29 protein-coding genes are annotated in these 26,547 nt (G+C 44.2%); all 29 read left to right on the plus strand.

Going from position 1 to position 26,547, the window contains the following annotated elements; all coding sequences use genetic code 11:
* The first annotated feature begins 6 nt into the window (after positions 1-6).
* The 29 genes from trmFO to NSQ20_RS12725 all read left to right on the plus strand — a co-directional run bounded on the left by trmFO (position 7) and on the right by NSQ20_RS12725 (position 26,531).
* The gene (gene trmFO / locus NSQ20_RS12585; protein WP_074094557.1) at positions 7-1,344 is read left to right on the plus strand and encodes an FADH(2)-oxidizing methylenetetrahydrofolate--tRNA-(uracil(54)-C(5))-methyltransferase TrmFO; all 1,338 of its coding nucleotides are present in this window, start codon (positions 7-9) and stop codon (positions 1,342-1,344) included.
* A gap of 26 nt (positions 1,345-1,370) precedes the next feature.
* Positions 1,371-1,913, plus strand: a complete 543-nt coding sequence (gene hslV / locus NSQ20_RS12590; RefSeq protein WP_017689194.1) for an ATP-dependent protease subunit HslV — start codon at positions 1,371-1,373, stop codon at positions 1,911-1,913.
* A gap of 116 nt (positions 1,914-2,029) precedes the next feature.
* Entirely contained in the window at positions 2,030-3,430 is a 1,401-nt protein-coding gene (hslU, locus tag NSQ20_RS12595) for an ATP-dependent protease ATPase subunit HslU (RefSeq protein WP_036609375.1), read from the plus strand.
* 981 nt (positions 3,431-4,411) lie between these two features.
* Positions 4,412-4,819, plus strand: a complete 408-nt coding sequence (gene flgB / locus NSQ20_RS12600) for a flagellar basal body rod protein FlgB (protein WP_036609373.1) — start codon at positions 4,412-4,414, stop codon at positions 4,817-4,819.
* 6 nt (positions 4,820-4,825) lie between these two features.
* Positions 4,826-5,275 (plus strand): flagellar basal body rod protein FlgC, encoded by a 450-nt coding sequence (flgC, locus tag NSQ20_RS12605; protein ID WP_017689191.1) that lies wholly within the window; start codon positions 4,826-4,828, stop codon positions 5,273-5,275.
* Positions 5,276-5,333: 58 nt separating this feature from the next.
* Positions 5,334-5,645, plus strand: coding sequence for a flagellar hook-basal body complex protein FliE (fliE, locus tag NSQ20_RS12610; protein ID WP_017689190.1), 312 nt, complete (start codon positions 5,334-5,336; stop codon positions 5,643-5,645).
* A gap of 137 nt (positions 5,646-5,782) precedes the next feature.
* Positions 5,783-7,366, plus strand: coding sequence for a flagellar basal-body MS-ring/collar protein FliF (gene fliF / locus NSQ20_RS12615; protein WP_340032685.1), 1,584 nt, complete (start codon positions 5,783-5,785; stop codon positions 7,364-7,366).
* A gap of 11 nt (positions 7,367-7,377) precedes the next feature.
* Positions 7,378-8,394, plus strand: a complete 1,017-nt coding sequence (gene fliG, locus NSQ20_RS12620; RefSeq protein ID WP_036609368.1) for a flagellar motor switch protein FliG — start codon at positions 7,378-7,380, stop codon at positions 8,392-8,394.
* Positions 8,387-9,250: a FliH/SctL family protein gene (locus NSQ20_RS12625; RefSeq protein WP_036609366.1), complete on the plus strand. Its 864-nt coding sequence runs from the start codon at positions 8,387-8,389 to the stop codon at positions 9,248-9,250. The genes fliG and NSQ20_RS12625 overlap by 8 nt, the downstream gene beginning before the upstream one ends.
* Positions 9,237-10,556: a flagellar protein export ATPase FliI gene (fliI, locus tag NSQ20_RS12630; protein WP_036609365.1), complete on the plus strand. Its 1,320-nt coding sequence runs from the start codon at positions 9,237-9,239 to the stop codon at positions 10,554-10,556. Before NSQ20_RS12625 ends, fliI begins: the two co-directional genes overlap by 14 nt.
* 11 nt (positions 10,557-10,567) lie before the next feature.
* Positions 10,568-11,020 (plus strand): flagellar export protein FliJ, encoded by a 453-nt coding sequence (fliJ, locus tag NSQ20_RS12635; protein WP_036670362.1) that lies wholly within the window; start codon positions 10,568-10,570, stop codon positions 11,018-11,020.
* Between the two features lie 43 nt (positions 11,021-11,063).
* Positions 11,064-12,005 (plus strand): DUF4088 family protein, encoded by a 942-nt coding sequence (locus NSQ20_RS12640; RefSeq protein WP_036670365.1) that lies wholly within the window; start codon positions 11,064-11,066, stop codon positions 12,003-12,005.
* 40 nt (positions 12,006-12,045) lie between these two features.
* The gene (locus NSQ20_RS12645) at positions 12,046-13,434 is read left to right on the plus strand and encodes a flagellar hook-length control protein FliK (RefSeq protein ID WP_051449694.1); all 1,389 of its coding nucleotides are present in this window, start codon (positions 12,046-12,048) and stop codon (positions 13,432-13,434) included.
* Between the two features lie 19 nt (positions 13,435-13,453).
* The gene (locus NSQ20_RS12650; RefSeq protein ID WP_017689182.1) at positions 13,454-14,011 is read left to right on the plus strand and encodes a flagellar hook capping FlgD N-terminal domain-containing protein; all 558 of its coding nucleotides are present in this window, start codon (positions 13,454-13,456) and stop codon (positions 14,009-14,011) included.
* On the plus strand, positions 14,008-14,391 hold the full coding sequence (locus tag NSQ20_RS12655) for a TIGR02530 family flagellar biosynthesis protein (RefSeq protein ID WP_036609362.1): 384 nt from the start codon (positions 14,008-14,010) through the stop codon (positions 14,389-14,391). Before NSQ20_RS12650 ends, NSQ20_RS12655 begins: the two co-directional genes overlap by 4 nt.
* An 81-nt stretch (positions 14,392-14,472) precedes the next feature.
* Positions 14,473-15,291, plus strand: a complete 819-nt coding sequence (gene flgG / locus NSQ20_RS12660) for a flagellar basal body rod protein FlgG (protein ID WP_036609361.1) — start codon at positions 14,473-14,475, stop codon at positions 15,289-15,291.
* A 68-nt stretch (positions 15,292-15,359) separates the two neighbouring features.
* Positions 15,360-15,581, plus strand: coding sequence for a flagellar FlbD family protein (locus NSQ20_RS12665; protein ID WP_017689179.1), 222 nt, complete (start codon positions 15,360-15,362; stop codon positions 15,579-15,581).
* The gene (locus NSQ20_RS12670; RefSeq protein ID WP_036609360.1) at positions 15,581-16,042 is read left to right on the plus strand and encodes a flagellar basal body-associated FliL family protein; all 462 of its coding nucleotides are present in this window, start codon (positions 15,581-15,583) and stop codon (positions 16,040-16,042) included. Before NSQ20_RS12665 ends, NSQ20_RS12670 begins: the two co-directional genes overlap by 1 nt.
* Positions 16,043-16,082: 40 nt before the next feature.
* Complete coding sequence (gene fliM / locus NSQ20_RS12675) at positions 16,083-17,081, plus strand: flagellar motor switch protein FliM (RefSeq protein WP_036609359.1); 999 nt, start codon at positions 16,083-16,085, stop codon at positions 17,079-17,081.
* The gene (gene fliY / locus NSQ20_RS12680; RefSeq protein WP_036609358.1) at positions 17,071-18,345 is read left to right on the plus strand and encodes a flagellar motor switch phosphatase FliY; all 1,275 of its coding nucleotides are present in this window, start codon (positions 17,071-17,073) and stop codon (positions 18,343-18,345) included. Before fliM ends, fliY begins: the two co-directional genes overlap by 11 nt.
* 28 nt (positions 18,346-18,373) lie before the next feature.
* A complete protein-coding gene (locus tag NSQ20_RS12685) occupies positions 18,374-18,739 on the plus strand; it encodes a response regulator (protein ID WP_017689175.1) in 366 nt (121 codons plus the stop codon).
* Between the two features lie 11 nt (positions 18,740-18,750).
* On the plus strand, positions 18,751-19,287 hold the full coding sequence (locus tag NSQ20_RS12690; RefSeq protein WP_100529395.1) for a flagellar biosynthetic protein FliO: 537 nt from the start codon (positions 18,751-18,753) through the stop codon (positions 19,285-19,287).
* Positions 19,284-20,039: a flagellar type III secretion system pore protein FliP gene (gene fliP / locus NSQ20_RS12695; protein WP_036609355.1), complete on the plus strand. Its 756-nt coding sequence runs from the start codon at positions 19,284-19,286 to the stop codon at positions 20,037-20,039. Before NSQ20_RS12690 ends, fliP begins: the two co-directional genes overlap by 4 nt.
* A gap of 25 nt (positions 20,040-20,064) precedes the next feature.
* Positions 20,065-20,334, plus strand: coding sequence for a flagellar biosynthesis protein FliQ (fliQ, locus tag NSQ20_RS12700; RefSeq protein WP_017689172.1), 270 nt, complete (start codon positions 20,065-20,067; stop codon positions 20,332-20,334).
* A 10-nt stretch (positions 20,335-20,344) separates the two neighbouring features.
* The gene (fliR, locus tag NSQ20_RS12705) at positions 20,345-21,133 is read left to right on the plus strand and encodes a flagellar biosynthetic protein FliR (protein WP_036609353.1); all 789 of its coding nucleotides are present in this window, start codon (positions 20,345-20,347) and stop codon (positions 21,131-21,133) included.
* 23 nt (positions 21,134-21,156) lie between these two features.
* Positions 21,157-22,239: a flagellar biosynthesis protein FlhB gene (gene flhB, locus NSQ20_RS12710; protein WP_174806417.1), complete on the plus strand. Its 1,083-nt coding sequence runs from the start codon at positions 21,157-21,159 to the stop codon at positions 22,237-22,239.
* Between the two features lie 25 nt (positions 22,240-22,264).
* Positions 22,265-24,298, plus strand: coding sequence for a flagellar biosynthesis protein FlhA (gene flhA, locus NSQ20_RS12715; RefSeq protein WP_036670372.1), 2,034 nt, complete (start codon positions 22,265-22,267; stop codon positions 24,296-24,298).
* On the plus strand, positions 24,295-25,647 hold the full coding sequence (flhF, locus tag NSQ20_RS12720; protein ID WP_253507493.1) for a flagellar biosynthesis protein FlhF: 1,353 nt from the start codon (positions 24,295-24,297) through the stop codon (positions 25,645-25,647). The genes flhA and flhF overlap by 4 nt, the downstream gene beginning before the upstream one ends.
* Positions 25,644-26,531, plus strand: a complete 888-nt coding sequence (locus NSQ20_RS12725) for a MinD/ParA family protein (protein ID WP_340032686.1) — start codon at positions 25,644-25,646, stop codon at positions 26,529-26,531. Before flhF ends, NSQ20_RS12725 begins: the two co-directional genes overlap by 4 nt.
* Positions 26,532-26,547: the final 16 nt, after the last annotated feature.

Here is a 26,547-nt window from a genome sequence, read left to right on the forward strand (position 1 = left end):
ATGATTTTGACGAATGAACAACAAGTAACCGTTATTGGTGCCGGGCTGGCAGGAACAGAAGCGGCCTGGCAGATTGCAAGTCGCGGCGTACGCGTGAAATTATACGAGATGAGACCTGTTGTGAAAACGCCAGCCCATCATACGGATAAATTTGCAGAACTGGTATGTAGCAACTCGCTGCGTGCGAATGGATTGACCAATGCAGTGGGTGTGTTAAAAGAAGAAATGAGAATGCTCAATTCTCTCGTATTGTCAGCAGCAGACAAACATGCAGTTCCCGCAGGTGGGGCGCTTGCTGTGGACCGGGATGGATTTTCAGGTGAGATTACATCCACGTTGCACCAGCATCCGCTCATCGAAGTGGTGAATGAGGAATTAACTTCTCTGCCGGAAGATGGCATCGTTGTTGTTGCAACGGGGCCGTTGACTTCACCTGCATTGTCTGAGCAAATCAAGGCACTAATGGGTGAAGAGTATTTCTACTTCTATGATGCAGCTGCACCGATCATCGAAAAAGATTCAATTGATATGAATAAAGTGTATCTGGCTTCCCGTTATGATAAAGGTGAAGCGGCATATCTGAACTGTCCGATGACAGAAGAAGAGTTTGATGTCTTCTATGAAGCTCTCATTACTGCTGAGGTCGCTCAATTAAAAGAGTTTGAGAAAGAAATCTACTTTGAAGGCTGTATGCCAATCGAAGTGATGATGAAACGAGGAAAACAGACGGCTCTGTTTGGTCCAATGAAACCGGTAGGTCTGGTTAACCCTCATACAGGAGAGTTGCCACATGCGGTTGTTCAGCTTAGACAGGACAATGCAGCTGGAACCCTGTATAACTTGGTGGGCTTCCAGACGCATCTGAAATGGGGAGAACAGAAACGTGTCTTCTCCCTTATTCCTGGACTTGAAAATGCAGAGTTCGTTCGTTATGGCGTAATGCACCGTAATACATTTATTAACTCTCCTAAACTGCTTCTTCCGACGTATCAGTTTAAAGAGCGTCCAAACCTGTTCTTTGCAGGTCAGATGACGGGTGTAGAAGGATATGTGGAATCTGCTGCATCAGGGCTGATTGCCGGCATGAACGCAGCCAAAGCAGCACTTGGGCAGGAACTGGTAGTATTGCCGGTAGAAACAACACTTGGCAGTATGGCTCAGTATATTACAACGGCTGACTTCAAGCACTTCCAACCAATGAACGCAAACTTTGGTTTGTTGCCGAAGCTTGAAACAAAGATTCGTAACAAAAAGGAAAAAAATGAAGCTCTTGCACAGCGTGCACTGGATGGCATCATTAGTTTTGCTGCGGCAGAAGGTCTAACTGTTCCGGAACGCGTATAAATTATTCGTGGGAGGATGCTGATATCATGGATATGTCATTTCATGCTACAACGATCTGTGCTGTTCGTCATAATGGTAAGGCTGCAATCGCAGGAGATGGTCAGGTGACCATGGGCCAAAGTGTTGTGATGAAGAATACAGCCAAGAAGGTAAGACGTTTGTACCGCGGACAGGTTGTTGCTGGCTTTGCTGGTTCTGTGGCGGATGCGATCACCCTGTTTGAGAAATTCGAAGGTAAGCTCGAGGAACACCATGGTAACTTGCAACGTGCTGCTGTAGAGCTTGCCAAGGATTGGCGTCAGGATCGGATTTTGCGTAAGCTTGAGGCACTCTTGATTGTGATGGACAAATCAGGTATGCTGCTCATTTCAGGCGGCGGGGAGATAATTGAACCGGATGATGACGTTATTGCTATCGGATCAGGTGGAAACTTTGCCTTATCTGCTGCGCGTGCGTTGAAACGTCATGCAGTAAACCTGGAAGCGAAAGATATTGCGCGTGAATCACTTCAGATTGCCTCGGAGTTATGTGTATATACCAATAATAATATTATTGTAGAAGAGTTATAAGCCAAAGAAATCTCCCGTAGTGGAGCATGATTCTGTAATCTGCTCCAGGACGTCTAGGGGATTCTTTGTCCTTGTTAGGAAAAATAAATTCAACATACTGGTAGGAGGGAAGCAATATGAATACTCAAGCGTTAACACCGAGACAGATTGTTGCAGAGCTTGACAAGTATATTGTAGGTCAAAAGAAAGCTAAAAAATCGGTAGCGGTAGCTCTTCGTAATCGTTATCGGCGTAGCCTTTTGCCTGAGCACACTCAGGATGACATTGTGCCTAAAAATATCTTGATGATTGGACCTACCGGTGTGGGTAAAACGGAAATCGCCCGTCGCCTTGCTAAACTGGTAGGTGCGCCATTTGTGAAAGTGGAAGCTACCAAGTTCACTGAAGTAGGTTACGTTGGCCGTGACGTTGAATCGATGGTGCGTGATCTGATTGAGACATCACTGCGGATGGTGAAGTTGGAGCGGACTGAAAAAGTGAAGGACAAAGCTGAAGAAGCTGCCAATGAGCGAATTGTACATATTTTGGCTCCTTCACAGTCTAAGTCCAAGAGTCAGCGTAATCCCTTTGAGATGATCTTTGGTAATAATGGCAACAACGTTCAGGAACAGGATGAGCCAGAACCGGATACTGGGGTTGCCGAACGCCGCCGTAAGATCAAGTTTGATCTGTTGTCCGGCAAGCTGGAGGATGACATCATTGAGATTGATGTCGAAGACACTGCGCCTAACATGATGGACATGTTTGCTGGACAAGGTAATGATCAGATGGGCATGAATATGCAGGAGATGTTTGGTAGCCTCTTACCTCGTCGTACGAAAAAGCGCAAGCTCGCCATCAAAGAAGCGCGCAAAGTGTTGACCCAGGAAGAAGCAGGCAAATTGATCGATATGGATGATGTTACACAAGAATCCATTCGTCGAGCAGAGCAGACAGGTATCATTTTCATAGATGAAATTGACAAGGTCGCCAGTCAAGGGCGCGGTAGTGGTCCTGATGTATCCCGTGAAGGTGTGCAACGTGACATACTGCCTATCGTAGAGGGCTCTACAGTAATGACGAAATATGGTCCTGTCAAAACGGATTATATTCTGTTTATGGCAGCTGGCGCATTCCATGTCGCCAAACCCTCTGATTTGATTCCTGAGCTTCAGGGACGCTTCCCAATTCGTGTGGAACTAAGCAGTCTAACACTGGAGGAGTTTGTTTCCATTCTGACTGAACCCCAAAATGCACTGACCAAGCAGTATGTTGATCTGTTGCGGACAGAGAATATTGAGATTGAGTTCTCGGATGAGGCCATTCGCGAGATTGCCAAATTGGCTGAATCCGTCAATCAAAATACAGAAAATATAGGTGCTCGTCGATTGCATACGATTCTTGAAAAGCTTTTGGAGGATTTATCCTTTGAGGCACCTGAGCTTACACTGGAACGTATGGTGATCACTCCGGAGTATGTTCGGGAGAAATTAAATGATATTGCGCTTGATCGTGATTTGAGTCAGTATATCCTGTAACATGCGGCTAGCAATGCAGTTGTTAAAATGATGTTATAAATGAACGGTATGCAAGAGAGTAGAGAACATTTGTGTGATCGACAAAGGGAAGCAATCCTTTAATGAATCACAAAGGCCCTCTTACTTGGCGCATATCGTTTATTTTTGTTTCTATCTAAAGGATTTTGATGTTACAACCGATAAAAGATGTGTGGTTGTTATACGGATCGACAAAACCTAGGACTTGTGCCGCATGTATCCGGAGTTAAAACCTATCGGAGTGGTAGTTATTCTTCCATTCCATACCCAATGATTCCCATTAAAAGAATTTTCCTTATTCCAAGTCTGGTCATCGGTTTAGTCGACAGATTGGTAAATGTTGCGTAAATGCGCAAAGTGATGAATTATTGAAAAGTTTGAAGTCACTAATTGTTTTCTTAAAATTAAAATATATAGACCCCACTTAATTGTTAAGAAAGTGTTGTGTGGGCAAGACGAGTTTTCTTTATTCTTGAAAGATAATTTGTCAATTGATTAATATACAGCTTTGTATGTATACCTATCATATTGTCCTTAAACCCTTAGTATGACGGCAAAAAATTCTAACATTATCAACTATGAAATATTCGGAAAATTACATAATTACGGGCGTTATAAGCTCATGTTGAGACTCGAAATTTTTTTTTTATTTTAAGAATGTTAAAGAACAATTAGGGAGAGTATTAACATACTTTTGTTTTGGGCCCGAACATTTACGAAAAAATTCATAATTTGCAGAAAATACACAAAAAGCCCCGTCTTTCAGAAAAGATAGGGCTTTTTTCTTATTGTAATAAATCCCAAACTCGAAGAAACTTATGTTATACGACAACATCAGAGTTAATTCTACTTAAGTCCTAGAAAACCGTGTAAAGACGAATATTTTTGTCGAAAAAAACATAAGAATTTTCAAGGGAAAAGATACAATCTTTTTCCATAACTTCTAAAGAGAGGAGGGAGATTGTGAATCTTTTAAACGATATCAGCTTTAAAAGATTGCAAGGTGCACTCGATGCGTCCAATATCAGACAACGAACAATTGCTGACAACATCGCGAACGCCGATACTCCGTATTTCAAGCGCTCGGACGTTTCTTTTGAAGAAATGTTGCAAGGGCAAATGAATGGAGATATGCCTGTTCTTAAGGGTAAATTAACTGATGCAAGGCATTTTGTCATAGGTCCTTCCTCTTCCGTACCCACGCCAGTAGTTAATATGGACCAGTCAACCTCCATGAATAACAACGAAAACAATGTCGATATAGACAGAGAAATGAGTCTTCTGGCGGAGAATCAGTTACGTTATAACGCTTATATTCAGCAAGTGAACGAACAAATTAAAATCATGCGTGTTGGCGTGGAAGGGAGATAACCTAAATTGAACATTAGTAATAGTTTTAGTATCAGTAGCTCAGCTCTGACAGCCCAACGGTTGCGGATGGACGTAATATCTTCCAACATTGCCAACGCAGAGACTACGCGCGCGAGCGTATCCAATGGTGAAGCGGTCCCTTACAAACGTAAAATGGTTGTGCTTGAGCCGAATAAAACGTCATTTGGTACGATGCTGCAAAATCAGATGAGAGGTAGCGGTTCAGGAGATGGCGTAAGAGTAACGGAGATTCGCGAGGATCAGTCACCTCTCAAGCCTGTGTATGACCCTTCTCATCCGGATGCAAACGCAGAAGGATATGTATTTATGCCTAATGTGGATATTGCGAAAGAAATGGTCGACATGATCTCTGCTTCGCGTTCATATGAAGCAAACGTAACAGCACTGAATTCAACCAAAGCGATGATCTCCAAAGCTTTGGAGATTGGAAGATAATCTGCTTAAAAATGAAAATAAGAAAAATACAAACCAGGGATGAAGGGGAGGGACATTAATGATTCAGAACAACATGTTTAGCACACAGGGGATACAACCGCTACAGATGAAGAGTGCAACCGAAAGTAAGCCTTCTACACCAGCCGAAACCATTCAGAGCTTCGGTACATACTTACAGAATGCATTAGGGTCCGTTGCAGCACAGGAGGCTCAATCGCATGAAATGTCGAATCAATTCTTGGTCGGCAAAGCGAATGTGGATCAGGTGATGATTGCTTCCGAACAGGCCTTGTTAAGCCTACAACTCACAACTCAAGTCCGAAACAAAGTGGTCGAAGCATACCAAGAAGTTATGCGAACGCAGTTATAAAATAACCTACTTGCGCTTCGATAATAGCGCTGATCATTACAACAAAGCAGCTGCGATGCTGCTCCTGATCGTCAACCTATGAAACGGCTAGGGTTGAGTAAGGACAGACTAAGCAAAGTTTCGGATGGGGTGACAGAGTGAATGAGAGAATCGCCCAGTACAGGGATAAGGCATCCCAGTATTGGAATAGTTTTAGCAAAAAGCAAAAAGTATTATTTATATCCACCTTCCTGTTCCTGATTTTGGCTGCAGTTGTACTCACGATGCAATTGTCCAAAACGGAATATGAAGTTGCTTTTACAGATTTGAATGCAAGTGATTCAGCGGGCGTGATCAGTTATCTCGATTCATCTAGCATTCCATACAAATTAAGTTCAGATGGCAAGACCATATCCGTACCGAGTACAAGTGTTGCAATTGCAAAAGTGAATGTTGGATCTCAAGGGATTATTCAGAATGGTTCATTAGGGTATAAGTCATTCGAGGAGTCATCATCCCCCATCGGGATGACGGATAAAGAGTTTGATGTAAAGTACAACAACGCTATAAACGGAGAAGTTGAACAGTTACTTCAGCGGATGCAAGGGATACAGGATGCTAAAGTACTGGTTAATATGCCGAAAGATAACATCTTTGCTGGTTTGGAAGAACAAGACAAAGCATCAGCATCGGTAGCTCTCCAATTCAAACCGGGTTATCATCCAAATCAGGCAGCGGTAGATGGCTACTTTAACTTGGTTAAGACTGCAATTCCTAATCTGCCTGTTGAGAACATCACAATTACAAACACAGATGAAGCAGAATTGATCCCAACTGCCCGAGGTGGCAGTGGCGGGTTGTCTTCCGAAGTTCAAGAGAACATGGCACTACAGAAAAAGTTTGAAAACGATGTCCGTAATAACGTAAAACAATTCCTTTCCCAGATTGTAGGCGAAGACAAAGTTAATGTTTTGGTAGCCTCCAAGCTTAATTTTGACAAAGAAACACGTAAGGAAAATCTGGTCACACCTGTTGATGTAGATAATATGAAAGGCATCGAGATCAGTGTGCAGGAGATTCAAAAGAGCTACACTGGCGCAAGCAATCCAACAGGTGGTGTTGCTGGCACAGGACAAGAGGAAGTTCCGGGTTACCCATCATCTGATGCAACCGGTAACTCTACCTCCGAAGAATCATCAAGCACTATAAACTACGATGTTAATCGAATCGCTAAGGATATTATTTCCAGTCCGTATACTGTAAAAGACTTAACCATTAACGTTGCAGTTGAACCACCGAATGGAGAAACAGAATTACAGGGACCGGTTCAGGACGCAATTGAGAACATTTTAGTTAACATTGTTCGTGCTTCACTGGCAGACTCAGGCACTGTAATAAGTGACGCCGATCTGACAAAGAAAGTTTCAGTCATGTCACAAGGCTTCCAGACTGCCTCTGGAGACAATACAGGTTTCCAGCTTTCCTCAACGATGATGTGGGGTGGAGGCGCACTCATAGCGGCATTGATCGCAGCGGTAGTTATTTTGTTAGTACGCCGTCGCCGCAAACAAAACGAAGTCGAAGAAGAAGAGATTCCTCTTCCAATAGCAACAGAGTTCCCGTCCATTACGCTGGACAGTGTAACGAACGAAAGTCAGGTGCGCAAACAATTGGAGAGTTTGGCCAAGAAAAAGCCAGACGAATTCGTCAATCTGCTGCGTACATGGCTGGCTGACGAATAGAGGTGAGCGCATTGGCAAAGGCAAGCAGTCAAGGTTTGACTGGCAAACAAAAAGCAGCAATATTGTTGATTACATTAGGTCCGGAAGTATCGGCTCAGATATTCAAACATCTGCGTGATGAGGAGATTGAGCAACTTACGTTGGAGATTGCCAACGTTCGCAAAGTTGATTCTTCCGAAAAGGATATGATCATGGCCGAGTTTCACCAGATCTGTCTGGCGCAGGAATATATCTCTCAGGGCGGTATCAATTACGCCAGAGAAATCCTGGAGAAAGCTCTGGGTTCATCAAAAGCACTTGAAGTCATTAATCGTTTGACAGCTACGCTGCAAGTCAGACCATTTGACTTTGCGCGCAAAGCAGATCCGAATCAAATTTTGAACTTTATTCAGAATGAAAGCCCGCAAACGATTGCCCTAGTTCTGTCTTACCTGCAATTCGAACAGGCAGCAGCGATTCTATCATCCTTGCCACAAGAGAAACAGGCAGATGTCGCTCGCCGGGTGGCTGTTATGGATAGTACTTCGCCGGAAGTCATCTCTCAAGTGGAGCGGGTTCTGGAACAGAAGTTATCCTCTACCGTAACGCAGGATTACACCAATGCAGGTGGTATCGAATCGATCGTTCAGATTCTGAACGGAGTCGATCGGGGTACAGAACGTACCATTTTGGACTCGCTTGAAATTCAGGATCCAGAGCTTGCAGAGGAAATCAAAAAACGCATGTTTGTATTCGAAGATATCGTCAATGTGGATGATCGTTCGATTCAGCGCATTATTCGGGATATCGACAACGCAGATTTGCAGTTGGCACTCAAAGTGGCAAGCGAAGAAGTTCGGGATGCCGTGTTCCGGAATATGTCGAAACGGATGTCCGAGACATTCAAAGAAGAGATGGAATTCATGGGACCTGTGCGATTGCGTGATGTTGAGGAAGCTCAGACACGTATCGTAGGAACGATACGCAGATTGGAAGAAGCCGGTGAGATCATTATCGCACGCGGTGGAGGAGATGATATCATTGTCTAATTTGATTAAATCTTTCCAGTATGTACCCGTTGATGACCGTAAAAAACTTGAAAATCATCATCATTATGGTGGTGCTGAGGAGTCTGAAACGGAATTATACGGTGATAGTGCTGAAGGTTCTGAGGCAGAAACGCTTCAAGCACGCGTGGACGAAGAAACACAACGTCTTACCGCAGAAATGCTGGAAGATGCCAAGGAGTTTGCAGAAAAGCAAGTACGTGAAGCTTCAGAAGAGGCAGAGCGCATGCTTCAAGAGGCCCGTGAACAGATCGACAGCTGGTGGCAGGAACAACGACAACAGGATGAACATCTGACTGAAGCGCTTCGTTCACAAGGTTTCCAACAGGGTTTTGAGGAAGGCAAAGTACAAGCTGAACTGGATCTCCAGGTGCAGATCGAAAAGATGATGATTGAAGCCCAGGAAGTGCTCAAGGAAGCTTATGTAGCTAAAGATCAGATCATTCAGGAAGCCGAACCGTTCCTCGTGGAGCTCGCTTGCGGGATCGCTGAGAAAGTCATTGATAAGCAACTTACCATTGAACCCGATCATACATTGGAACTGATTCGTCAGAGTTTGTCACGTAAACGGGAGCAGGGTTTGATCACACTCTGTGTGGCACCTGATCAGTTTACTTTTGTACAGGCAGCTCGTGAAGAATTGTCTCTATCTATTGACTCTCAGGCAGAATTGCAGATTTTGCCTGATTCAACGGTCAAAGATAAGGGATGTGTCATTCGTTCTTCGTTCGGAAGTGTAGATGCGAGAATTGATACACAGCTTGCTGAGATTAAAAAAGAACTGGTCCGCATAGCACTTGAGGATGAGGAGCGAAAAAATCAACATGAAGGTTCTTAGTTCACAGCGATATATGGAACATTTGCGCCAATTCGATCCTGTTCGTATTAACGGCAAAGTTACTCAGGTCATTGGTCTTATGGTGGAGTCAGAAGGGCCAGATGCAAGTATCGGTGACGTATGTTATATCTATCCTGGTAAATCGGCTAAGCCTCTTCAGGCCGAAGTTGTTGGGTTTCGAGATAACAAAGTGCTGCTTATGCCACTGGGTGAACTTCAATCCATCGGTCCTGGTTGCGATGTAGTAGGTACGGGTAAACCACTCGGCGTTCAGGTAGGCTCCGAATTGCTCGGTAAAGTATTGGACGGACTTGGACAACCGCTGGACGGTTCCCTCCTTCCATCCAGAATGCCGATGTACTCTACCTCCAATACACCGGTTAATCCAATGGATCGTCCGCGTGTACTTGAAACGATGGGTGTTGGTGTAAGAGCTATCGACGGATTGTTGACCGTAGGTAAGGGACAGCGTGTAGGTATTTTTGCCGGTTCTGGTGTTGGTAAGAGTACATTGATGGGCATGATTGCTCGTAATACAGCAGCAGATGTCAATGTCATCGCGCTTGTGGGTGAGCGTGGACGTGAGGTGCGCGACTTTATTGAACGGGATCTGGGTCCGGAAGGACTGGAACGCTCCGTAGTCATTGTTGCAACTTCAGATCAGCCTGCCCTGATTCGGATTAAGGGAGCAGTTATTGCGACCACTATTGCAGAGTATTTCCGAGATCGTGGAATGAACGTGATGCTCATGATGGATTCGGTAACTCGATATGCGATGGCACAAAGGGAAGTTGGTCTGGCCGTAGGTGAACCTCCGGCAATGAGAGGATATACGCCATCGGTTTTTGCAAGTTTGCCCAAACTGCTTGAACGGGCAGGCACAGGGCCTACGGGTTCGATTACAGCCTTTTACACCGTTCTGGTTGATGGAGATGACATGAACGAACCAATCGCGGATGCGGTAAGGGGTATTCTGGATGGACACATTGTGTTAAATCGATCCATTGCAAATAAAGGTCATTTTCCAGCGATTGATGTGTTAGCCAGCATAAGCCGTGTTATGAAGGATATTGCTCCGGAAGAGCAGCTGGAAGCCGTTAATAATATGAAACGTTTGATGGCTGTGTACAAAGAATCGGAAGATTTGATCAATATTGGAGCTTACCAGCGGGGATCAAATGCAGCCATAGATGAATCGATAGACCAGATTGATAGTATATGGAACTTTACCAAGCAGAAAGTCGACGAGAAAGTCACTTTAAGTGAAGTACAGGAACGTTTGATTCTTGAATTTGCAAGGAGATGAATGGGTAAACGATGAAATTTCGATATCATTTCCAGAAAGTTGTTGACCTGAAGAGTAATGAAAAAACACAGGCAGAGTGGATGTTATCCACAGCGATCGGTAAACTTCAGACGGAGGAAGAACATCTGATACAACTTCTTAATGATAGAAGTAATCTGATCGGCATTATCCAATCTGCTACGGAAAATACAGCGTCTGTAAACAGTCTGCAGGAGATGCAGCGTTATGTACATCACCTTGACGAGTGCATTTCACGCAAAAACAGTGATGTTAAACATGCTCAGGTCAACGTGCAACGGAATCAGACGTTTCTGAACGGTAAGATGGTTGATGAAAAAGTATGGCTTGGAGCGAGAGACAAGGCCAAGATCAAATTTCAGCAGGAGATGCTCCTCCGGGAACAGAACGATCTGGACGAGATGGCTACTGTACGCTTCGCTGCCAAAGCCGGACGCGCGAATTGATGTGAGCCGGACGCGAAGTTGTCTCGTGAAGGAGGAATAAACGATGGCTGTTAAAGATGATAGCGACATGGAAAAAGAGTCGGGAGGCGGTTGGGAAAAGTTTCTGATGATTTCAATCCCGATTGTATTCACCGTAGTATTGCTAGGTGTACTACTTACGCTGTTTAATGTAGATATTCGTAATAATTTGTTTGAATTCGCCAACAAGATACCGGTAGTCAAGGAATGGGTACCTGATCCTGTACTGGATCCGGAGAAGGAGAAGCTGGAGAAGAGTGAGCAGCAGGTTGAAAGTGCTGAAGCCACAATCGAAAAGCTGAAATCCCAAGTAACTGCCAAAGAAACAGAGCTCAAGGCAGCACAGGAAGCGACAACAACTGAAGCAAAGAAGGCCACGGACCTTCAGAAGAAGTTGGATGATGCGGAAAAAGCGGCTGAAACGGCTACAGCAGCAACGCCGGAAACGGAATCTGATTATCAGAAACAAATCAAAGATTTGGCTAAAATGTATGCTGACATGAGCCCAAGCAAAGCTGCACCGATTTTGCAAAATATGACGAATGAGGAAATGGTATTGTTGTTGAATGCCATGCAGTCATCTGCTCGGACCAAGGTGCTTGAAAAGATGGACCCGAAAACAGCAGCCGATGTCACCATGATGATGAAGGATGCCAAACCGTCCGGGGATCTGGCGCTGGATGCGCTGCAATCCAGATTGAAGAAAGAAACCACAGCAACTTCAACTGCATCCACAACCACAAGCAAAAACCTGGATAAAAACCAGCTTAGTCAAACATTTGCTTCGATGTCTGCTTCAAGTGGTGCCAAGTTATTATTGGAAACATACAAGTTAAGTCCTGACAAAACATTGACCATCCTGAATTCAGTAGATGATGCAACACGCTCTCAATTGCTTGAGAACATGTCTTCAGAGGACTCGGTTGAAACTGCAAAAATTTTGAACAAATTAATGGGCAACAAGTAGATCGGATTACACTGTTTAACCGAGAGGAGGTGAAAATAAAATGTCGATTGTATATCAAATGGCATCCACAGCAACTGTAAAAGCAACAGGAGCAGGTCAGACAACCGGAGCACAATCGAAAGGTTCAGCTGCAGGTGCTAGCGGTGAATTTCTCCAAACTCTTGCACAATCGCTATCTGGAGGAAACACAGAAGGTGATAGTTCAAGCGCTACTGGAAGTTTAACTGCCAATCCGTTGTTGTTTTCCTTTGCTACAAGTGAAGAAGGAGAAGCGGCATCAATCACAGCTATACTGAATTCGTTGTTCACGGACTTGGATTCACTTGACGAAGCTTTGGAAAATGACCCAGCTCTACTTGCAGGTATGCAAACTCTGATTCAACAGATGTATACACAATTAACTAATCCTTCAGGTACTAATGCAGAAGGTTCCGACGAGTCTTCGAACGGAGCGGAAAGCGTAAAAACAGTACCCGCAATTGAACTGTCGCAGCATCCGGCAGCAGTACGTTTTGTTCTGCAAGATATGCTTACACAATTAGTAGCTGGAATGAATGATCCTGAGAGTAACGTTGCGAAGAACGCTCCTGAATTCAAACATTTGTTACAATCTCTGCAGAGTCAGCTTCAAGAGGCTGGAGTGGATACCACTAGTAACAAAGGATGGACTGAACTGAAATCCATACTGGATACATTGACTGCAGTTAAGGATCAGATTGCACAGGTCGCTCCAAGTACTAGGCTTCAAACATCCAAACAGGATTCGGTCGTACCACAAGTTCTTGTTGCGGCAGTGGCGAATTCTGGAACCCAAGTGAAAGCTGAGGTTGAGACAACATCTACTTCAAATGCAGGTGGAGAAGTGGAACACTCAACCATCATTACTGCAGGAGAGCTGTCCTTGCGTTCATCAGGTACTACAGCAGGAAAACCGGCTGAACCTGTAATGCAAACATCACAGTTTGCCAAGGAAATGACACAGTTTGTTGTTAATAAGCTGGATATTGTCCAGCAAAAGGGATTTTCCGAGGCGACCATCTCACTTCGGCCTGAGCATCTAGGTAAATTGGATGTTCAAATTACCTTGCAGAACGGGCAGTTGGTTGCACGGTTTATGACTGAACATACGATGGCTAAAGACATGCTTGAACAACAAATGACGCAGCTACGTTCTTCACTTCAAGCCCAGGGAATTCAAGTGGAACGACTTGAGGTTACCCAGAACAGTTCAATCGGATCACAGATGTATCAGGACGGAGGCCGTCAGCCGGGAAGTAACTCTCAGCAACAACGCCGTTCGCGTGAGCGTGAGGAACAATCGGATGATGCTATAGCTACAGCAGGGATTCAAGAAGAATTGCGTAACTGGCGTAGCGAGCAAGTCGAAGGAAACGAATTACAGAGAGATACGTTTAGTGCTGAGGCTTAAATAGAAATGAGGTGAGTAAATGGCTAATGAAAATGTTTCAATGAATAATACCTGGCCGAACTATTCGGCAGCCAATAAAGCAACCACAAGTGCTGCAACAAAAGAATTGGGTAAAGATCAGTTTCTAAAAATCCTGATTACCCAGCTGCAAAATCAAGACCCGATGCAGCCAATGGAGGATAAGGAATTTATCGCTCAAATGGCACAGTTCAGCTCAGTGGAACAACTGGTCAATATTTCTACGCAGCTTAAAACATTGAACCAGTCCCTTGGTGCTGTATCCGGCATGATTGGCATGGAGGTAAGTTGGCTTTCTTCTAATAAAGATGATAACGGAACTCTTCGTCAGGGTATTGTAGATTCCATCATTGTAAGAGATAGCGTTCAATATGCAAAAGTGGGCAACGACGAGATTAAGCTGGATGAGATCATTCAGGTGAATTATCCAAAACAGGCAGAAGAGAGTCAAACTCCGGTACAGAACGTTCAGGATGTAACTCCTGAAACGAACGAGAGCCAGGAAGTTGAATCATCCGCTGAAACGGGTGATACAGAAGATAGCGGGAAAACGATATGAGTGATCGCATAACGGTTGGACAATTATACGCAGGCCCGATTACACCGAATATGCTTCAAAGACCCAAAACGGGAGAAGCTTCGGCTATACCCGAAAAACCTTTTGCAAAGGTGCTGGAAGATAATCTTCTGAAATTGAGCAATCATGCTGCCAAACGATTGGAACAGCGTGGTATTGAACTCAAGACCGAGCAAATGGAACAGATTGGTTCTGCTTTGGACAAAGCTGCTGCCAAAGGAGCCAAAGAGTCATTGATTTTAATGCAGGATATGGCTTTTATCGTCAATGTCAAAAATCGTACTGTGGTTACCGCTATGGATAGTGAAAGCATGAAGAATAATGTGTTCACTCAGATTGATAGTGCCGTAATCATTTCTTGACCGGCTGGCCCTTCTCGGGAGCCGGAATGCCGCTGACCGACTGATGCGGTAACCAAATGAAGACTGGGAGGATTTTTAAAAATGTTGAAATCAATGTACTCAGGCGTTTCCGGGATGCGGGGTTTCCAAACAAAACTCGACGTAATTGGTAACAATATTGCGAACGTAAACACGGTTGGCTTCAAAGGCAGTCGGGTTATGTTCAAAGATATTATGAGCCAAACTACGGCAGGGGTAACTGCCCCAACTGATGCTCCATCTGGTGGTGTGAATGCAAAGCAAATCGGTTTGGGTGTATCTGTGGGATCTATAGATACACTGCATCTCGCAGGAAGCCCAATGACTACAAACAATCCGACAGACTTACGTATTAACGGAGATGGCTTTTTTCTTGTCTCCTTGGGTGGAGATCAGGAAATTCCTTACTTGACACGTGCAGGGGATTTCCATGTTGATGCTGCTCGAAATCTTGTAACTTCAGATGGTTTGTTCGTCTTAAGTAGTGAGGGAGAGCCCATTACAATTGGGGATGATGTTGTTTCATTCACAATCGGACAGAACGGTATGATTAATCAGACAATGGCTGATGGAACAATCGAAGGCGATACTCAAATTGGAATAGGGAAGGTAGTTAACCCTGAAGGATTGGAAAAAATAGGGGGTAACCTATACCGGATGACAGCTAACGCAAATCCTGACGGTACTCTTGATCCTTTAACTGCGAACAGTGCTGAGGACGGAACAGGAGCAATCATTGCTGGACAACTCGAGATGTCTAACGTGGATTTGACAGGAGAGTTTACTGAGATGATTGTAGCTCAACGTGGATTCCAGGCAAACTCCCGGATCATTACAACGTCGGATGAAATACTTCAGGAAGTTGTTAACCTGAAACGTTAATAGCTGATTAATGAATTTTTAAAACGTGGGGGAGCTTGCTCCTCCCACTCTGATTAAGGGGGCTTAGCATGATTTCGGTTACGCGGTTAAATGGTTCTCCCATGTGGTTAAATGCGCTGATGGTTGAAATTGTGGAAGAGACGCCGGATACGTATATTACTCTGGTAACTGGAAAGAGACTGATTGTGCTTGAAAAAGCCGCTGACGTTATTTCCAAGATTAAAGATTACAACCGTGAAATCGGGGTTCAGGCAGCCACTATTAAAGTGCAGCAAACGGAGGAATCCTGATGAAAAAAATGATGCCCTGGCTTGCAACAATGTTGCTGGCGATAACACTCATTGTGGTGGTTGTGTTTGTATTTATGCAAGGACAGAACGGGAATAAGGACGACACACATACGGCGGCAGCCTCAGAAGCTAAGAAGATGACTGCGGATGAAATTGTAGAGGTTTCCTCTGAGCTTGGAGAAATTAAAACCAATTTGGCTGATACGGATCATGTTGTAGTTGTCAGCTTCTCATTCAAGTTGTCAGACAAAACAGCCAAAGAAGATTTCGAGAAAATCAAAGAAATTACAGTGAAGCCTATTATCATTCAGACGTTTGCGGATACAAAGTCTGAGGAGCTGGCTACAGCGAAGGGCCGCGTACAATTTAATGAGAGATTGACGGGACTAATTAATGAAGCTTTACCTGAAGGTAAGTTGAGCAGCACCAGTTTTTCAGCTTTTGTAATGGCGCCAATGTAAATGAACAGAACACGCTGTAGACCTGTAAGGGGGTGAGAACATGGTGGATGTATTATCACAAAATGAGATTGACGCCCTATTAGCAGCCCTTTCTTCTGGTGAAATGGACGCAGAAGAATTGAAGAAGGAAGAAACTCAGAAGAAAATCAGATCGTACGATTTTAAGCGGGCAGTGCGTTTTTCCAAAGACCATATCAGAAGCTTGACTCGTATTCACGAAAACTTTGCACGCTTTCTCACCACTTATTTTTCAGCCCAACTGCGGACGTTCGTTCAAATCAATGTCGTTCAGGTCGAACAGTTGCCTTATGATGAGTTTATCCGTTCTATTCCTAAGATGACGATATTGAACATTTTTGAAGCGGAGCCACTACAGGGACGAATGGTGATGGAAGTCCATCCAAACGTGGGATATGCGATGTTGGATCGCCTGCTTGGTGGAACCGGAATTGCTCCAACCAAGATCGCATCCATGACGGAGATTGAGACGACCATCATGGAGCGGATATTCAGCCGAGCATTTGAAAGTTTGCAGGAAGCATGGAAGACTGTGTTGGATATTTCCCCAAGGATGGAAGCGCTCGAGACCAATCCGCAATTTATGCAGATTGTATCTCCCAATGAGACCATTGCTCTGATCTCGCTCAGTACCAAAATTGGTGACACGACAGGCATGATCAATCTATGTATACCGCATGTCGTTCTTGAACCTATTATGTCACGGTTGTCAACTCATCAGTGGTTTGTTTCGGAGAAGAAAACGAGAGCTCCGGAGGAGTATGATGCTCTAAAAGAGCGTGTAAACAAAGCCAAGTTACCAATCGTTGCGGAATTGGGAGAATCGAGAATTTCAATTGCAGAATTTCTGGGTCTGTCCGTTGGCGATGTCATTACGTTGAACAAACCAGTTGATGAGGGACTTTCCATTAAAGTGGGTGACAAACTGAAATACATGGGCAGTCCGGGGACAATCAAAGACCGTGTGGCTGTGCAAATAGACAAGATTGTCACCGAAGGAGTTGAAGAATTTGACGAGTAAGGATTATTTATCCCAAGAAGAAATCGATGCTTTGCTCAGGCAATCGGAATCGATAAACAGCTCGGAACCCGCTGAAAAGACGGTTGATGATTTTTTGACCGAGCTGGAGCAGGATGCCTTGGGGGAGATTGGTAACATTACATTTGGTAGCGCGGCAACAGCCTTATCCACGCTATTAGGCCTCAAAGTAGATATTACAACACCTAAAGTTTCTATCATTAGTCGAACGCAGTTTGAAGAAGCTTTTCCTAAGCCACATGTTGCCGTTCATGTGAATTACGTGGATGGATTCGAAGGCATTAACTCACTTGTTATCAAGAAGAGAGATGCCCAAGTCATCGCTGATTTGATGTTGGGTGGAGAAGGAAATCCGGTCGATGAAGAACTGAATGAAATCCATATTAGTGCAGTACAGGAAGCGATGAACCAGATGATGGGTTCCTCTGCAACCTCAATGTCCACGATTTTTAATCGTTTTGTGAATATTTCCCCTCCGGGAATCGATATTCTCAATCTGGAGAGTGGAGAGGGTGTAAGTAATCTTCCAGCAGATGAGACACTTATCCAAGTTTCATTTCGTTTGTTAATCGGGGATCTGATCGATTCCAATCTGATGCAGTTGCTTCCAGTACATTTTGCCAAAAGCATGGTAGATATGCTGATTGGAGGCGCTCAGGAGTCAACTGCCAGCGCACCAGTGGCATCAACACCTGAACCTGCGCCAGCAGCTGTACCAGCAACGCCACCACCGGTTGCGGAGCAGCCGCCCGTTCAGCACCAACAGGCTCCACAGGCTCCACAACAGCCTGCTCAGGACTATAACGGATATGGACAGGCCCCGATGGGTATGCCTCAAGGAATGCCGCCACAGCAGCCGTATGGCATGCCACCGCAGCAACCTTATGGTGCACCTCAACATTACGGTGGAATGCCAAATAGGAATGTTAACGTACAACCAGTTCAATTCGCCAATTTGCAAAATGGGGCGTATGGTCAGGTAGACGAAAACAATTTGAATTTATTGATGGACATTCCCCTTAAGGTCACCGTAGAATTAGGAAGGACCCAGAAGCAAATTAAAGATATTTTGGAACTGTCACAGGGTTCGATTGTCGAACTGGATAAGTTAGCCGGGGAACCTGTCGATATTTTGGTGAATAACAAACTGATCGCCAAGGGAGAAGTTGTCGTTATTGACGAAAACTTTGGTGTTCGTGTTATAGATATCGTTAGCCAATGGGACCGAATTCAGAAATTACAATAAGCACAATTTAGGGAGGACTTGAATCAAGATGGCAAACCGAATTTTAGTCGTAGACGACGCTGCATTTATGAGAATGATGATCCGGGACATTTTGTCCAAAAATGGATATGAGGTTGTTGGTGAGGCACAGGATGGCTCACAAGCAATTGAGAAATTTAAAGAGCTTCGTCCGGATCTGATCACAATGGATATTACGATGCCTGAGATGGACGGCATTGCAGCTTTGAAAGAAATCAAGAAGATTGATGCTAACGCTAAAGTAATTATGTGCTCCGCGATGGGTCAACAAGCGATGGTAATCGACGCTATTCAAGCAGGTGCTAAAGACTTTATCGTTAAACCGTTCCAATCTGACCGGGTTATCGAAGCGATCAGCAAGACACTGGGCGTTTAAGAGACATGATGATGGCTCAGGGTGATATTCCAGGAGGAGCTGGCGTGGGAAGTAATTATTATTTACAGCTTGTATGGGTGATTGTTGTCCTGGCCGTCATCCTGGCCCTTATTGTTTATCTGATCCGTTTTCTAAACAAAAGGAATCAGCAAATGTTCCGGCACGGCACAATTCGTACCCTGGGCGGAGTTGGACTGGGGCAAAACAAGTCATTGCAAATTATGGAAATTGGTGGATGTGTATATCTGCTTGGTGTAGGTGAAGACATCCAGTTGATAGATAAGGTTTCGGATCTGGAAGAGGCCCAAAGAATCATTGATTCCTTCGAACGAGATGCTGCTGCACAACAAGGAAATCTCTCACCTCTCATTGCCAAGCTCACAAAACGTTTCCGTAAAGAAGAACCGCCGCGGGAAATGGAACTAGAGGACACAACTTCTTTTCACGAAATGTTTGAATCCAAACTTCGGCAGATGCCTAACCGTAAAGAGAAGATGGAAAAGCTCCTGGATAAAGACAATACTACAGATCGGTCGAGGGATTCATGAAGAAAAAGATTTGGTTAGCGTGTTGTTTATTAGGACTTATCAGTCTGGCATCTGTAACGGTTGCCTTTGCCGAACCCATTCCGAATATTGATATTCAGATTGGAAACGGTGATGGAGGGACACCAAGCACGAGTTCACTGTCCATCATTCTGTTAATTACAGTGCTTAGTATTGCTCCAGCAATGCTTGTACTGATGACCAGTTTTACCCGGATTGTAATTGTGCTCGGTTTTATACGTACATCTTTGGGTACACAACAAATGCCACCCAATCAGGTGCTGGTCGGTTTGGCGCTATTTCTGACACTTTTCATTATGTCGCCGACGTTGTCTTCCATAAATCAGGTAGCGCTTCAGCCCTATCTCCAGGGAGAGCTTACGCAAACCGAGGCACTTGAAAAAGCAGCGGATCCCATGAAGAAATTTATGTTTAGTCACACCAGAGAAAAAGATCTTCTGCTGTTTATGAAGTACAATCAGACTGAACAACCAAAGACCTATCAGGATATCCCAATTACTGTTATGGTGCCGGCATATGTAATCAGTGAGTTGAAGACAGCATTCCAGATGGGGTTTATGATTTTTATTCCGTTTCTGGTTATAGACATTGTTGTCGCGAGTACACTCATGGCAATGGGGATGATGATGCTTCCGCCGGTCATGATCTCATTACCTTTCAAAATACTGCTCTTTGTCCTTGTGGACGGGTGGTATCTGGTTGTCAAGTCACTGTTACTGAGTTTTAACACTTGATCCGGAAAGTTAAAGGAGGACGGTCATGACTTCGGAATTTATTATCGGTCTGGCCGGGAAAGCGGTATACACGTCATTGCTGGCCAGCGCACCTATGCTTATACTAGCTCTGGTTGTAGGACTTGCAATCAGTATTTTTCAAGCGACAACTCAAATTCAGGAACAAACATTAGCTTTTGTGCCCAAGATTGTTGCCGTACTTCTGTCAGTACTTTTGTTTGGACCTTGGATCTTAAATATCTTGGTCGATTTCACGTTTAACATTCTCGATAATCTATACAGATACATAGGGTAGGCTTTAGCAGATGGAGACATTGTTGCAAAGTTTCCCTGTCGCTCTGCTTATGTTTTGTCGAATCACATCATTTTTTGTAACTGCGCCAGTTTTTTCGGCTCGAAATGTGCCGGCTTCAGTTAAAATAGGTATCTCTGCATTTGTCACATTATCTGTCTATCTGATTTACGGAATAGACCAGACCGTACCCACAGACCTGAGTTATGTCTTATTGATCATCAGAGAGATTCTAATTGGCCTGCTTTTAGGTTTTGTGGCTTATCTGTTGATGACGGCTGTTCAGACTGCGGGGACCTTTATCGATCTACAGATCGGTTTTGGTATGGCCAATGTATACGATCCAATGACAGGTGCTTCAGCTCCACTTACGGGTAACTTGAAGTATGCATTTGCTATGCTTCTGTTTCTGACAATGAATGGTCACCATTATTTGCTGGATGCGATAGTTTACAGTTACCGGTGGGTACCATTATCTAATGTGTTTTTCCTACGGTTGGCAGATGGAAGTATTGCTGAATTTTTGATTCAGACCTTAGGTCAATCATTTATGCTGGCTTTTCAGATGTCGGCTCCGATTGTAGTTGCGTTGTTTTTGACGGATGTTGGATTGGGTTTTTTGGCCAAAACTGCTCCTCAATTTAATGTATTTGCAGTTGGGTTGCCGCTTAAGTTACTCGTTGGTCTTGCTATTTTGCTTTTGCTGGTTCCCAGTTTCTCCTTTGTATTTAGTCAATTGTTCGAAGCGATATTCAGATCGATGGAAAAATTGCTTGGAACCATTGGACAAAGGCCCGGCTGAGTGAAACGGAGGAAAAGACACGGATGAAACTTCAACTCGACCTCCAGTTGTTTTCAGGGGAGAAGACGGAGAAAGCTACCCCGAAAAAGAGACAGGATACACGAAAAAAAGGACAGGTTGTAAAAAGCGCTGAACTATCTGGCGCATCCATTCTCCTAATCGTGTTTTTGATCATGATGGTATTCAGCAATTTCTATAAAGAACGTATAGTTCGTCTGTTTACAGATATCTTCATCAATCGATTGAGTATGGATATCACCGGAGAGAATGTGATGGCGCTTATGATGCGCTATGGCATTGAAGTTTTGTTATTGATCGCTCCCGTTTTGCTGGGTGCGTTACTGGTTGCTTTAATCGTTAACTACATGCAAGTTGGTTTTCTTCTTGTAGGGGAAGGTTTGAAGCCAAAACTTGAGAAACTGGACCCGATTAAAGGTTTCAAAAATATATTCTCTCTCCGCTCATTAGTGGAATTTGCTAAATCCATTTTGAAAATGTCGCTTATCGGTTATCTCGTTTACAGTACAATTAAAGGCTACCAGTCAGATATTGCTTCACTTTCTCATTTTTCATTGGATGCTATTTTACATTTCGCTGCGTCGATCACTTTAAGTCTTGGTATCAAGATTGCAGTGGCATTAATGATACTTGCGATATTTGATTACATGTATCAGAAGTATGACCATGAGAAGAAGATTCGTATGTCCAAGCAAGACATCAAAGACGAGTACAAGAAAATGGAAGGTGATCCGCTGATCAAAGGTAAAATCCGGGAACGCCAGCGTCGTATGGCTATGCAGCGTATGATGCAGGAAGTGCCAAATGCGGATGTAATCATCACGAACCCGACCCACTTTGCGGTTGCGCTAAAGTATGAAGGTTCCGAGATGGAGGCACCACAGATTATTGCCAAAGGTCAGGATTATGTCGCCTTGCGTATTAAGGAAATAGCCAAAGAAAACGGTGTTATTACGATGGAAAACAAGCCGCTGGCACGGGCATTGTTCCAGAGAGCCGAGATTGGTGACGCTATACCGGCCGATTTGTTTCAAGCGGTAGCTGAAGTGCTGGCTTATGTATATAAACTAAAGGGCAGAACGAAATAAAAGGGGATCGGAGGCCGTACATTCATTGAAGATTAAAGATATAGCTGTCCTTGCGGGTATCATTGGCATTGTGTTGATGATGATTCTTCCGATCCCAACCTGGCTGTTGGACTTGTTGCTGGTCGTTAATATTTCAATTGCACTGATGATACTCCTTGTTGCAATGAACAGCAAAGAAGCGTTGCAGTTTTCTATTTTTCCAGCTTTGCTGTTGATCACTACACTATTCCGACTGGCTCTGAACATTTCGACTACCAAGCTAATTCTTGGTGAAGGGGATGCTGGAGCTGTAGTTGCTACCTTTGGTAGCTGGATTGCTGGAGGACAGATTGCAATTGGATTTATCGTGTTTTTGATCCTCGTTGTCGTTCAGTTTATCGTTATTACAAAGGGGTCTGAGCGCGTAGCTGAAGTTGCTGCCCGATTCACCCTTGATGCGATGCCTGGTAAACAAATGAGTATTGATGCGGATCTGAATGCGGGTCTGATCAACGAGCAACAAGCTCGTGAGCGTCGTTCCAAAATTGAACGTGAAGCCGATTTCTATGGAGCGATGGATGGAGCAAGTAAATTCGTAAAAGGTGACGCAATTGCAAGTATTATCATCCTCCTGATCAATCTCATTGGTGGATTTATAATCGGTATGACTGTGCATGGGATGGCTTTTGCAGATGCAATGTCAACGTACTCTGTACTGACTATCGGAGATGGATTGGTAAGCCAAATCCCGGCTCTGCTTATTTCCACAGCAGCAGGACTTATCGTCACCAGAGCGTCTTCAGAAGGAAACCTGGCAGATGATATTACGGGGCAACTGTTTACATATCCAATACTAATTTATATCGTAGCTTTCGTTATTGCCATGCTCGGTTTCTTCACACCAATTCATGTTATTACTACGCTTCCGTTGGCAGGTGTCTTGGCATATGCCGCGTGGCGTATGCAGAATAATCTGAATTTGAAACAAGTAGCGGAAGAACAGTTGGAAGAAGAACAGCAGATTGAAGAGGTTAGAAGTCCTGAAAGTGTAATTAACCTGCTTCAGGTGGACCCTATTGAGTTTGAATTTGGTTATGGTTTAATACCACTTGCTGATAATCAGCAGGGTGGGGACTTATTGGATCGGATCATTATGATTCGGAGGCAGTGTGCTCTTGAACTGGGGTTGGTCGTTCCGGTCATACGGATTCGAGATAATATCCAGCTCAGACCCAATGAGTATGTTATCAAAATCAAGGGTAATGTGGTAGGTGGCGGAGAACTGTTGTTGAATCATTACCTTGCCATGAGTCCTGGCTATGATGAGGAGTCTGTGACAGGTATTGAAACGACGGAACCTGCTTTTGGACTTCCGGCACTATGGATTGATGAAGTAACCAAAGACAGAGCCGAACTTGCAGGATATACGGTCGTTGATCCGCCTTCCGTTGTGGCTACACATCTGACGGAACTGATTAAGAAACATGCGCATGAGTTACTTGGTAGACAAGAGACAAAAGCACTTGTGGATAATCTCAGAGAGAACTATTCTGCCCTTGTGGATGAACTGATCCCTTCTCTACTTTCCATTGGTGATGTACAGAAAGTGCTTGCCAAGTTATTGCGTGAGAAAATATCTATTCGAGATATGGTTACCATCTTCGAGACACTAGCTGACTATGGTACGTATACGAAAGATCCTGATGTGCTGACTGAATACGTCAGACAATCCCTCTCACGTCAGATTACTCAGCAGTTCTCACAGAAAGGTGAGACACTTCGAGTGATCACGGTTGGACCTGGTCTTGAGAAGAAAATTGCTGAAAGTGTGCAACAATCGGATCAAGGCAGTTATCTTGCGCTTGACCCTGTATCTACACAAAGTGTATATCAGAAGCTCAGTGAACAAGTGAACCGTTTGATTCAATCAGGTCAACAACCTGTTGTATTAACTTCTCCAACCATTCGGATGTATCTGCGTCAGGTTATTGAACGTACTATGCAGGACATTCCTGTGCTTTCCTACAGCGAGTTGGAGCCGAATGTTGAAATTCAAAGTATCGGGGTGGTGAACTTATGAGAGTAAAACAATACGTTGTTGAGACCATGCCCGAAGCTATGCTTCAAATTCGCAAAGACCTGGGAAGTGATGCCGTTATTCTGTCCACCAAAGAGATTAAGGTGGGCGGTGTAATGGGAATGTTTCGCAAAAAACGGATCGAAGTTGTAGCTGCAGTGGATAAGGAAGAAAACAAGCAAACAACAAAGCCAGTACAAAATCAATTCACACCTGTACCTCGTGCATTTGTACCTGAGGCTTATCGGCAAACAGCTCGTTCGTTTGTTGCGGCTTCTGATGAGTCGGTGACAACGAATACAGCTGATCAAAGTGTACAGGACCAATCTGCGGCTGCACCGTCTGTGTTTGAATCGCGTAATATCGGTTCAAACATAGACAGCGGCTCAGGTTCTTCAAGCACGGATCATAAACCGCGACCGCAAGGGGCGGATTTTTCGGGTTCAACAACTGGTCCGAAGCCAACAGGTTCAGATCTGCAACAGGATAAGTTGATGACTGAATTGCAGGATCTTAAACAGATGGTGACCAGGCTTTCAAAGCAAGGTACTTCTGCAGACCCTGTGCCAGAGGAACTGCATACGATCCGTGAACGTTTGACAGAACAAGATGTTTGGCCTGAAGTATGGGAATCCTGGTTTGATTCAATTCAAGCAAAATGGTCTGAGAATGGATTGAAAGAACAGGATGTAGAGCAAATAGTGAAGCTTGAGGTTATGCACTTTTTGGAGCAACGTATTGAAGAAGGCATTCTTCCTACCACGCGAATCGTCTATGTAGCTGGACCAACCGGTGTAGGGAAAACTACGACAATTGCAAAATTGGCTGCTGAACAAATGTTCAAAAAACAGCGTAAAGTTGGATTCATTACATCAGATACGTATCGGATCTCGGCGGTAGAACAGCTTAGGACGTATGCATCTATACTGAATGTTCCACTTGAGGTGGTGCAATCGCCTGGTGATACACAACGTGCCATTTCTCGATTAGAGAATTGTGATTTGATCTTTATGGATACTGCGGGTAGAAACTACAGAAATGAATTACTTGTTTCAGAACTGCAAAGTTTGCTTGCTCCTGTAGAGAATAGCGAAACCTTTCTGGTCATGAGTATGACTTCCAAAAGTGCTGATATGGTGCAGATCACGGAACATTTCAGTAAATATGGACTGGATAAGGTGATTTTCACCAAAATGGATGAGACTGGGAGCTGCGGTCCGCTATTTAACTTGTTACACCGTTTTCCACTCAAGCTCGCATATGTGGCAAATGGACAAAATGTTCCGGACGATTTGTTGAAACCAGATGCAGATTCGTTGTCCAAACAGTTGCTGGGAGAATGGTCACAATGAAGGATCAGGCAGCTACACTTCGAAGTATGGTCTCCGCGCCATTGGAAATGGAAGGCATTGAGCGAGATATTCGATCCTCGAAAATCATTACTGTGGCCAGTGGTAAGGGAGGTGTTGGCAAATCCAATTTCACACTGAACTTTGCCTTGGCATTGCAGGCTTTGGGGCAAAAGGTACTTGTATTTGATGCTGATATTGGAATGGCTAATATTGATGTTCTTATGGGTACGTCTTCTTCCTGTAATCTTTACCACCTGTTGTACCGACAAAAATCCATAAGGGAAATCATACAACTGGGTGCCAGTGGCTTGCCTTACATTGCTGGAGGATCGGGCATGAAAGAGTTATTCTCATTGTCTGATCGTGATCTGGAGTTTTTCGCCAGTCAAGTCGAGGATATTGCCCAGGAAATGGATTATGTCATCTTTGACACTGGTGCAGGACTCTCCAGAGAGAATATGAAGTTCATCGGTGCTGCTGATGAATGCCTGATTATAACTACACCTGAACCGACTTCAATAACCGATGCTTATGCTTTAGTCAAAGTTATGCACGGCCAGGAAAATGCTACGCCCTTTCGGATGATCGTTAACCGGGTGGAAGACGAACGAGAAGCGGAACGGGTGGCAGAAAAAATAGCTGGAGTGGCGAGGCGGTTTTTGCAGACGGATATTCCGCTACTTGGGTATATTTCAGAAGACGCTCAGGTAGTCAAGGCGGTTAAAAGGCAAATGCCCTATAGTCTGGCTTATCCCAATGCCAAAGCCTCTAAAGATATAGAGAAACTTGCTCTTCGTTATCTGGCTGTACCTGCAACTCCGGGATCCGGAACCTTGACAGGAATCAGGGGATTTATGAATAAGTGGCTTAAACGAACAACATGATTTCTGAATAAAGGAA

This window comes from Paenibacillus sp. FSL K6-1122 (assembly GCF_037977015.1).
In the GTDB taxonomy this organism is placed as follows: Bacteria; Bacillota; Bacilli; order Paenibacillales; family Paenibacillaceae; genus Paenibacillus; species Paenibacillus amylolyticus.

Bases quoted from the DNA above. Each gene is read 5' to 3' on its own strand.
- hslV (WP_017689194.1), top strand. From the start codon at position 1,371: ATGGATATGTCATTTCATGCTACAACGATCTGTGCTGTTCGTCATAAT.
- hslU (WP_036609375.1), top strand. From the start codon at position 2,030: ATGAATACTCAAGCGTTAACACCGAGACAGATTGTTGCAGAGCTTGAC.
- fliE (WP_017689190.1), top strand. From the start codon at position 5,334: ATGATTCAGAACAACATGTTTAGCACACAGGGGATACAACCGCTACAG.
- fliI (WP_036609365.1), top strand. From the start codon at position 9,237: ATGAAGGTTCTTAGTTCACAGCGATATATGGAACATTTGCGCCAATTC.
- fliJ (WP_036670362.1), top strand. From the start codon at position 10,568: ATGAAATTTCGATATCATTTCCAGAAAGTTGTTGACCTGAAGAGTAAT.
- NSQ20_RS12640 (WP_036670365.1), top strand. From the start codon at position 11,064: ATGGCTGTTAAAGATGATAGCGACATGGAAAAAGAGTCGGGAGGCGGT.
- NSQ20_RS12645 (WP_051449694.1), top strand. From the start codon at position 12,046: ATGTCGATTGTATATCAAATGGCATCCACAGCAACTGTAAAAGCAACA.
- NSQ20_RS12650 (WP_017689182.1), top strand. From the start codon at position 13,454: ATGGCTAATGAAAATGTTTCAATGAATAATACCTGGCCGAACTATTCG.
- NSQ20_RS12655 (WP_036609362.1), top strand. From the start codon at position 14,008: ATGAGTGATCGCATAACGGTTGGACAATTATACGCAGGCCCGATTACA.
- flgG (WP_036609361.1), top strand. From the start codon at position 14,473: ATGTTGAAATCAATGTACTCAGGCGTTTCCGGGATGCGGGGTTTCCAA.
- NSQ20_RS12665 (WP_017689179.1), top strand. From the start codon at position 15,360: ATGATTTCGGTTACGCGGTTAAATGGTTCTCCCATGTGGTTAAATGCG.
- NSQ20_RS12670 (WP_036609360.1), top strand. From the start codon at position 15,581: ATGAAAAAAATGATGCCCTGGCTTGCAACAATGTTGCTGGCGATAACA.
- fliM (WP_036609359.1), top strand. From the start codon at position 16,083: ATGGTGGATGTATTATCACAAAATGAGATTGACGCCCTATTAGCAGCC.
- NSQ20_RS12685 (WP_017689175.1), top strand. From the start codon at position 18,374: ATGGCAAACCGAATTTTAGTCGTAGACGACGCTGCATTTATGAGAATG.
- NSQ20_RS12690 (WP_100529395.1), top strand. From the start codon at position 18,751: ATGGCTCAGGGTGATATTCCAGGAGGAGCTGGCGTGGGAAGTAATTAT.
- fliP (WP_036609355.1), top strand. From the start codon at position 19,284: ATGAAGAAAAAGATTTGGTTAGCGTGTTGTTTATTAGGACTTATCAGT.
- fliQ (WP_017689172.1), top strand. From the start codon at position 20,065: ATGACTTCGGAATTTATTATCGGTCTGGCCGGGAAAGCGGTATACACG.
- fliR (WP_036609353.1), top strand. From the start codon at position 20,345: ATGGAGACATTGTTGCAAAGTTTCCCTGTCGCTCTGCTTATGTTTTGT.
- flhB (WP_174806417.1), top strand. From the start codon at position 21,157: ATGAAACTTCAACTCGACCTCCAGTTGTTTTCAGGGGAGAAGACGGAG.
- flhF (WP_253507493.1), top strand. From the start codon at position 24,295: ATGAGAGTAAAACAATACGTTGTTGAGACCATGCCCGAAGCTATGCTT.
- NSQ20_RS12725 (WP_340032686.1), top strand. From the start codon at position 25,644: ATGAAGGATCAGGCAGCTACACTTCGAAGTATGGTCTCCGCGCCATTG.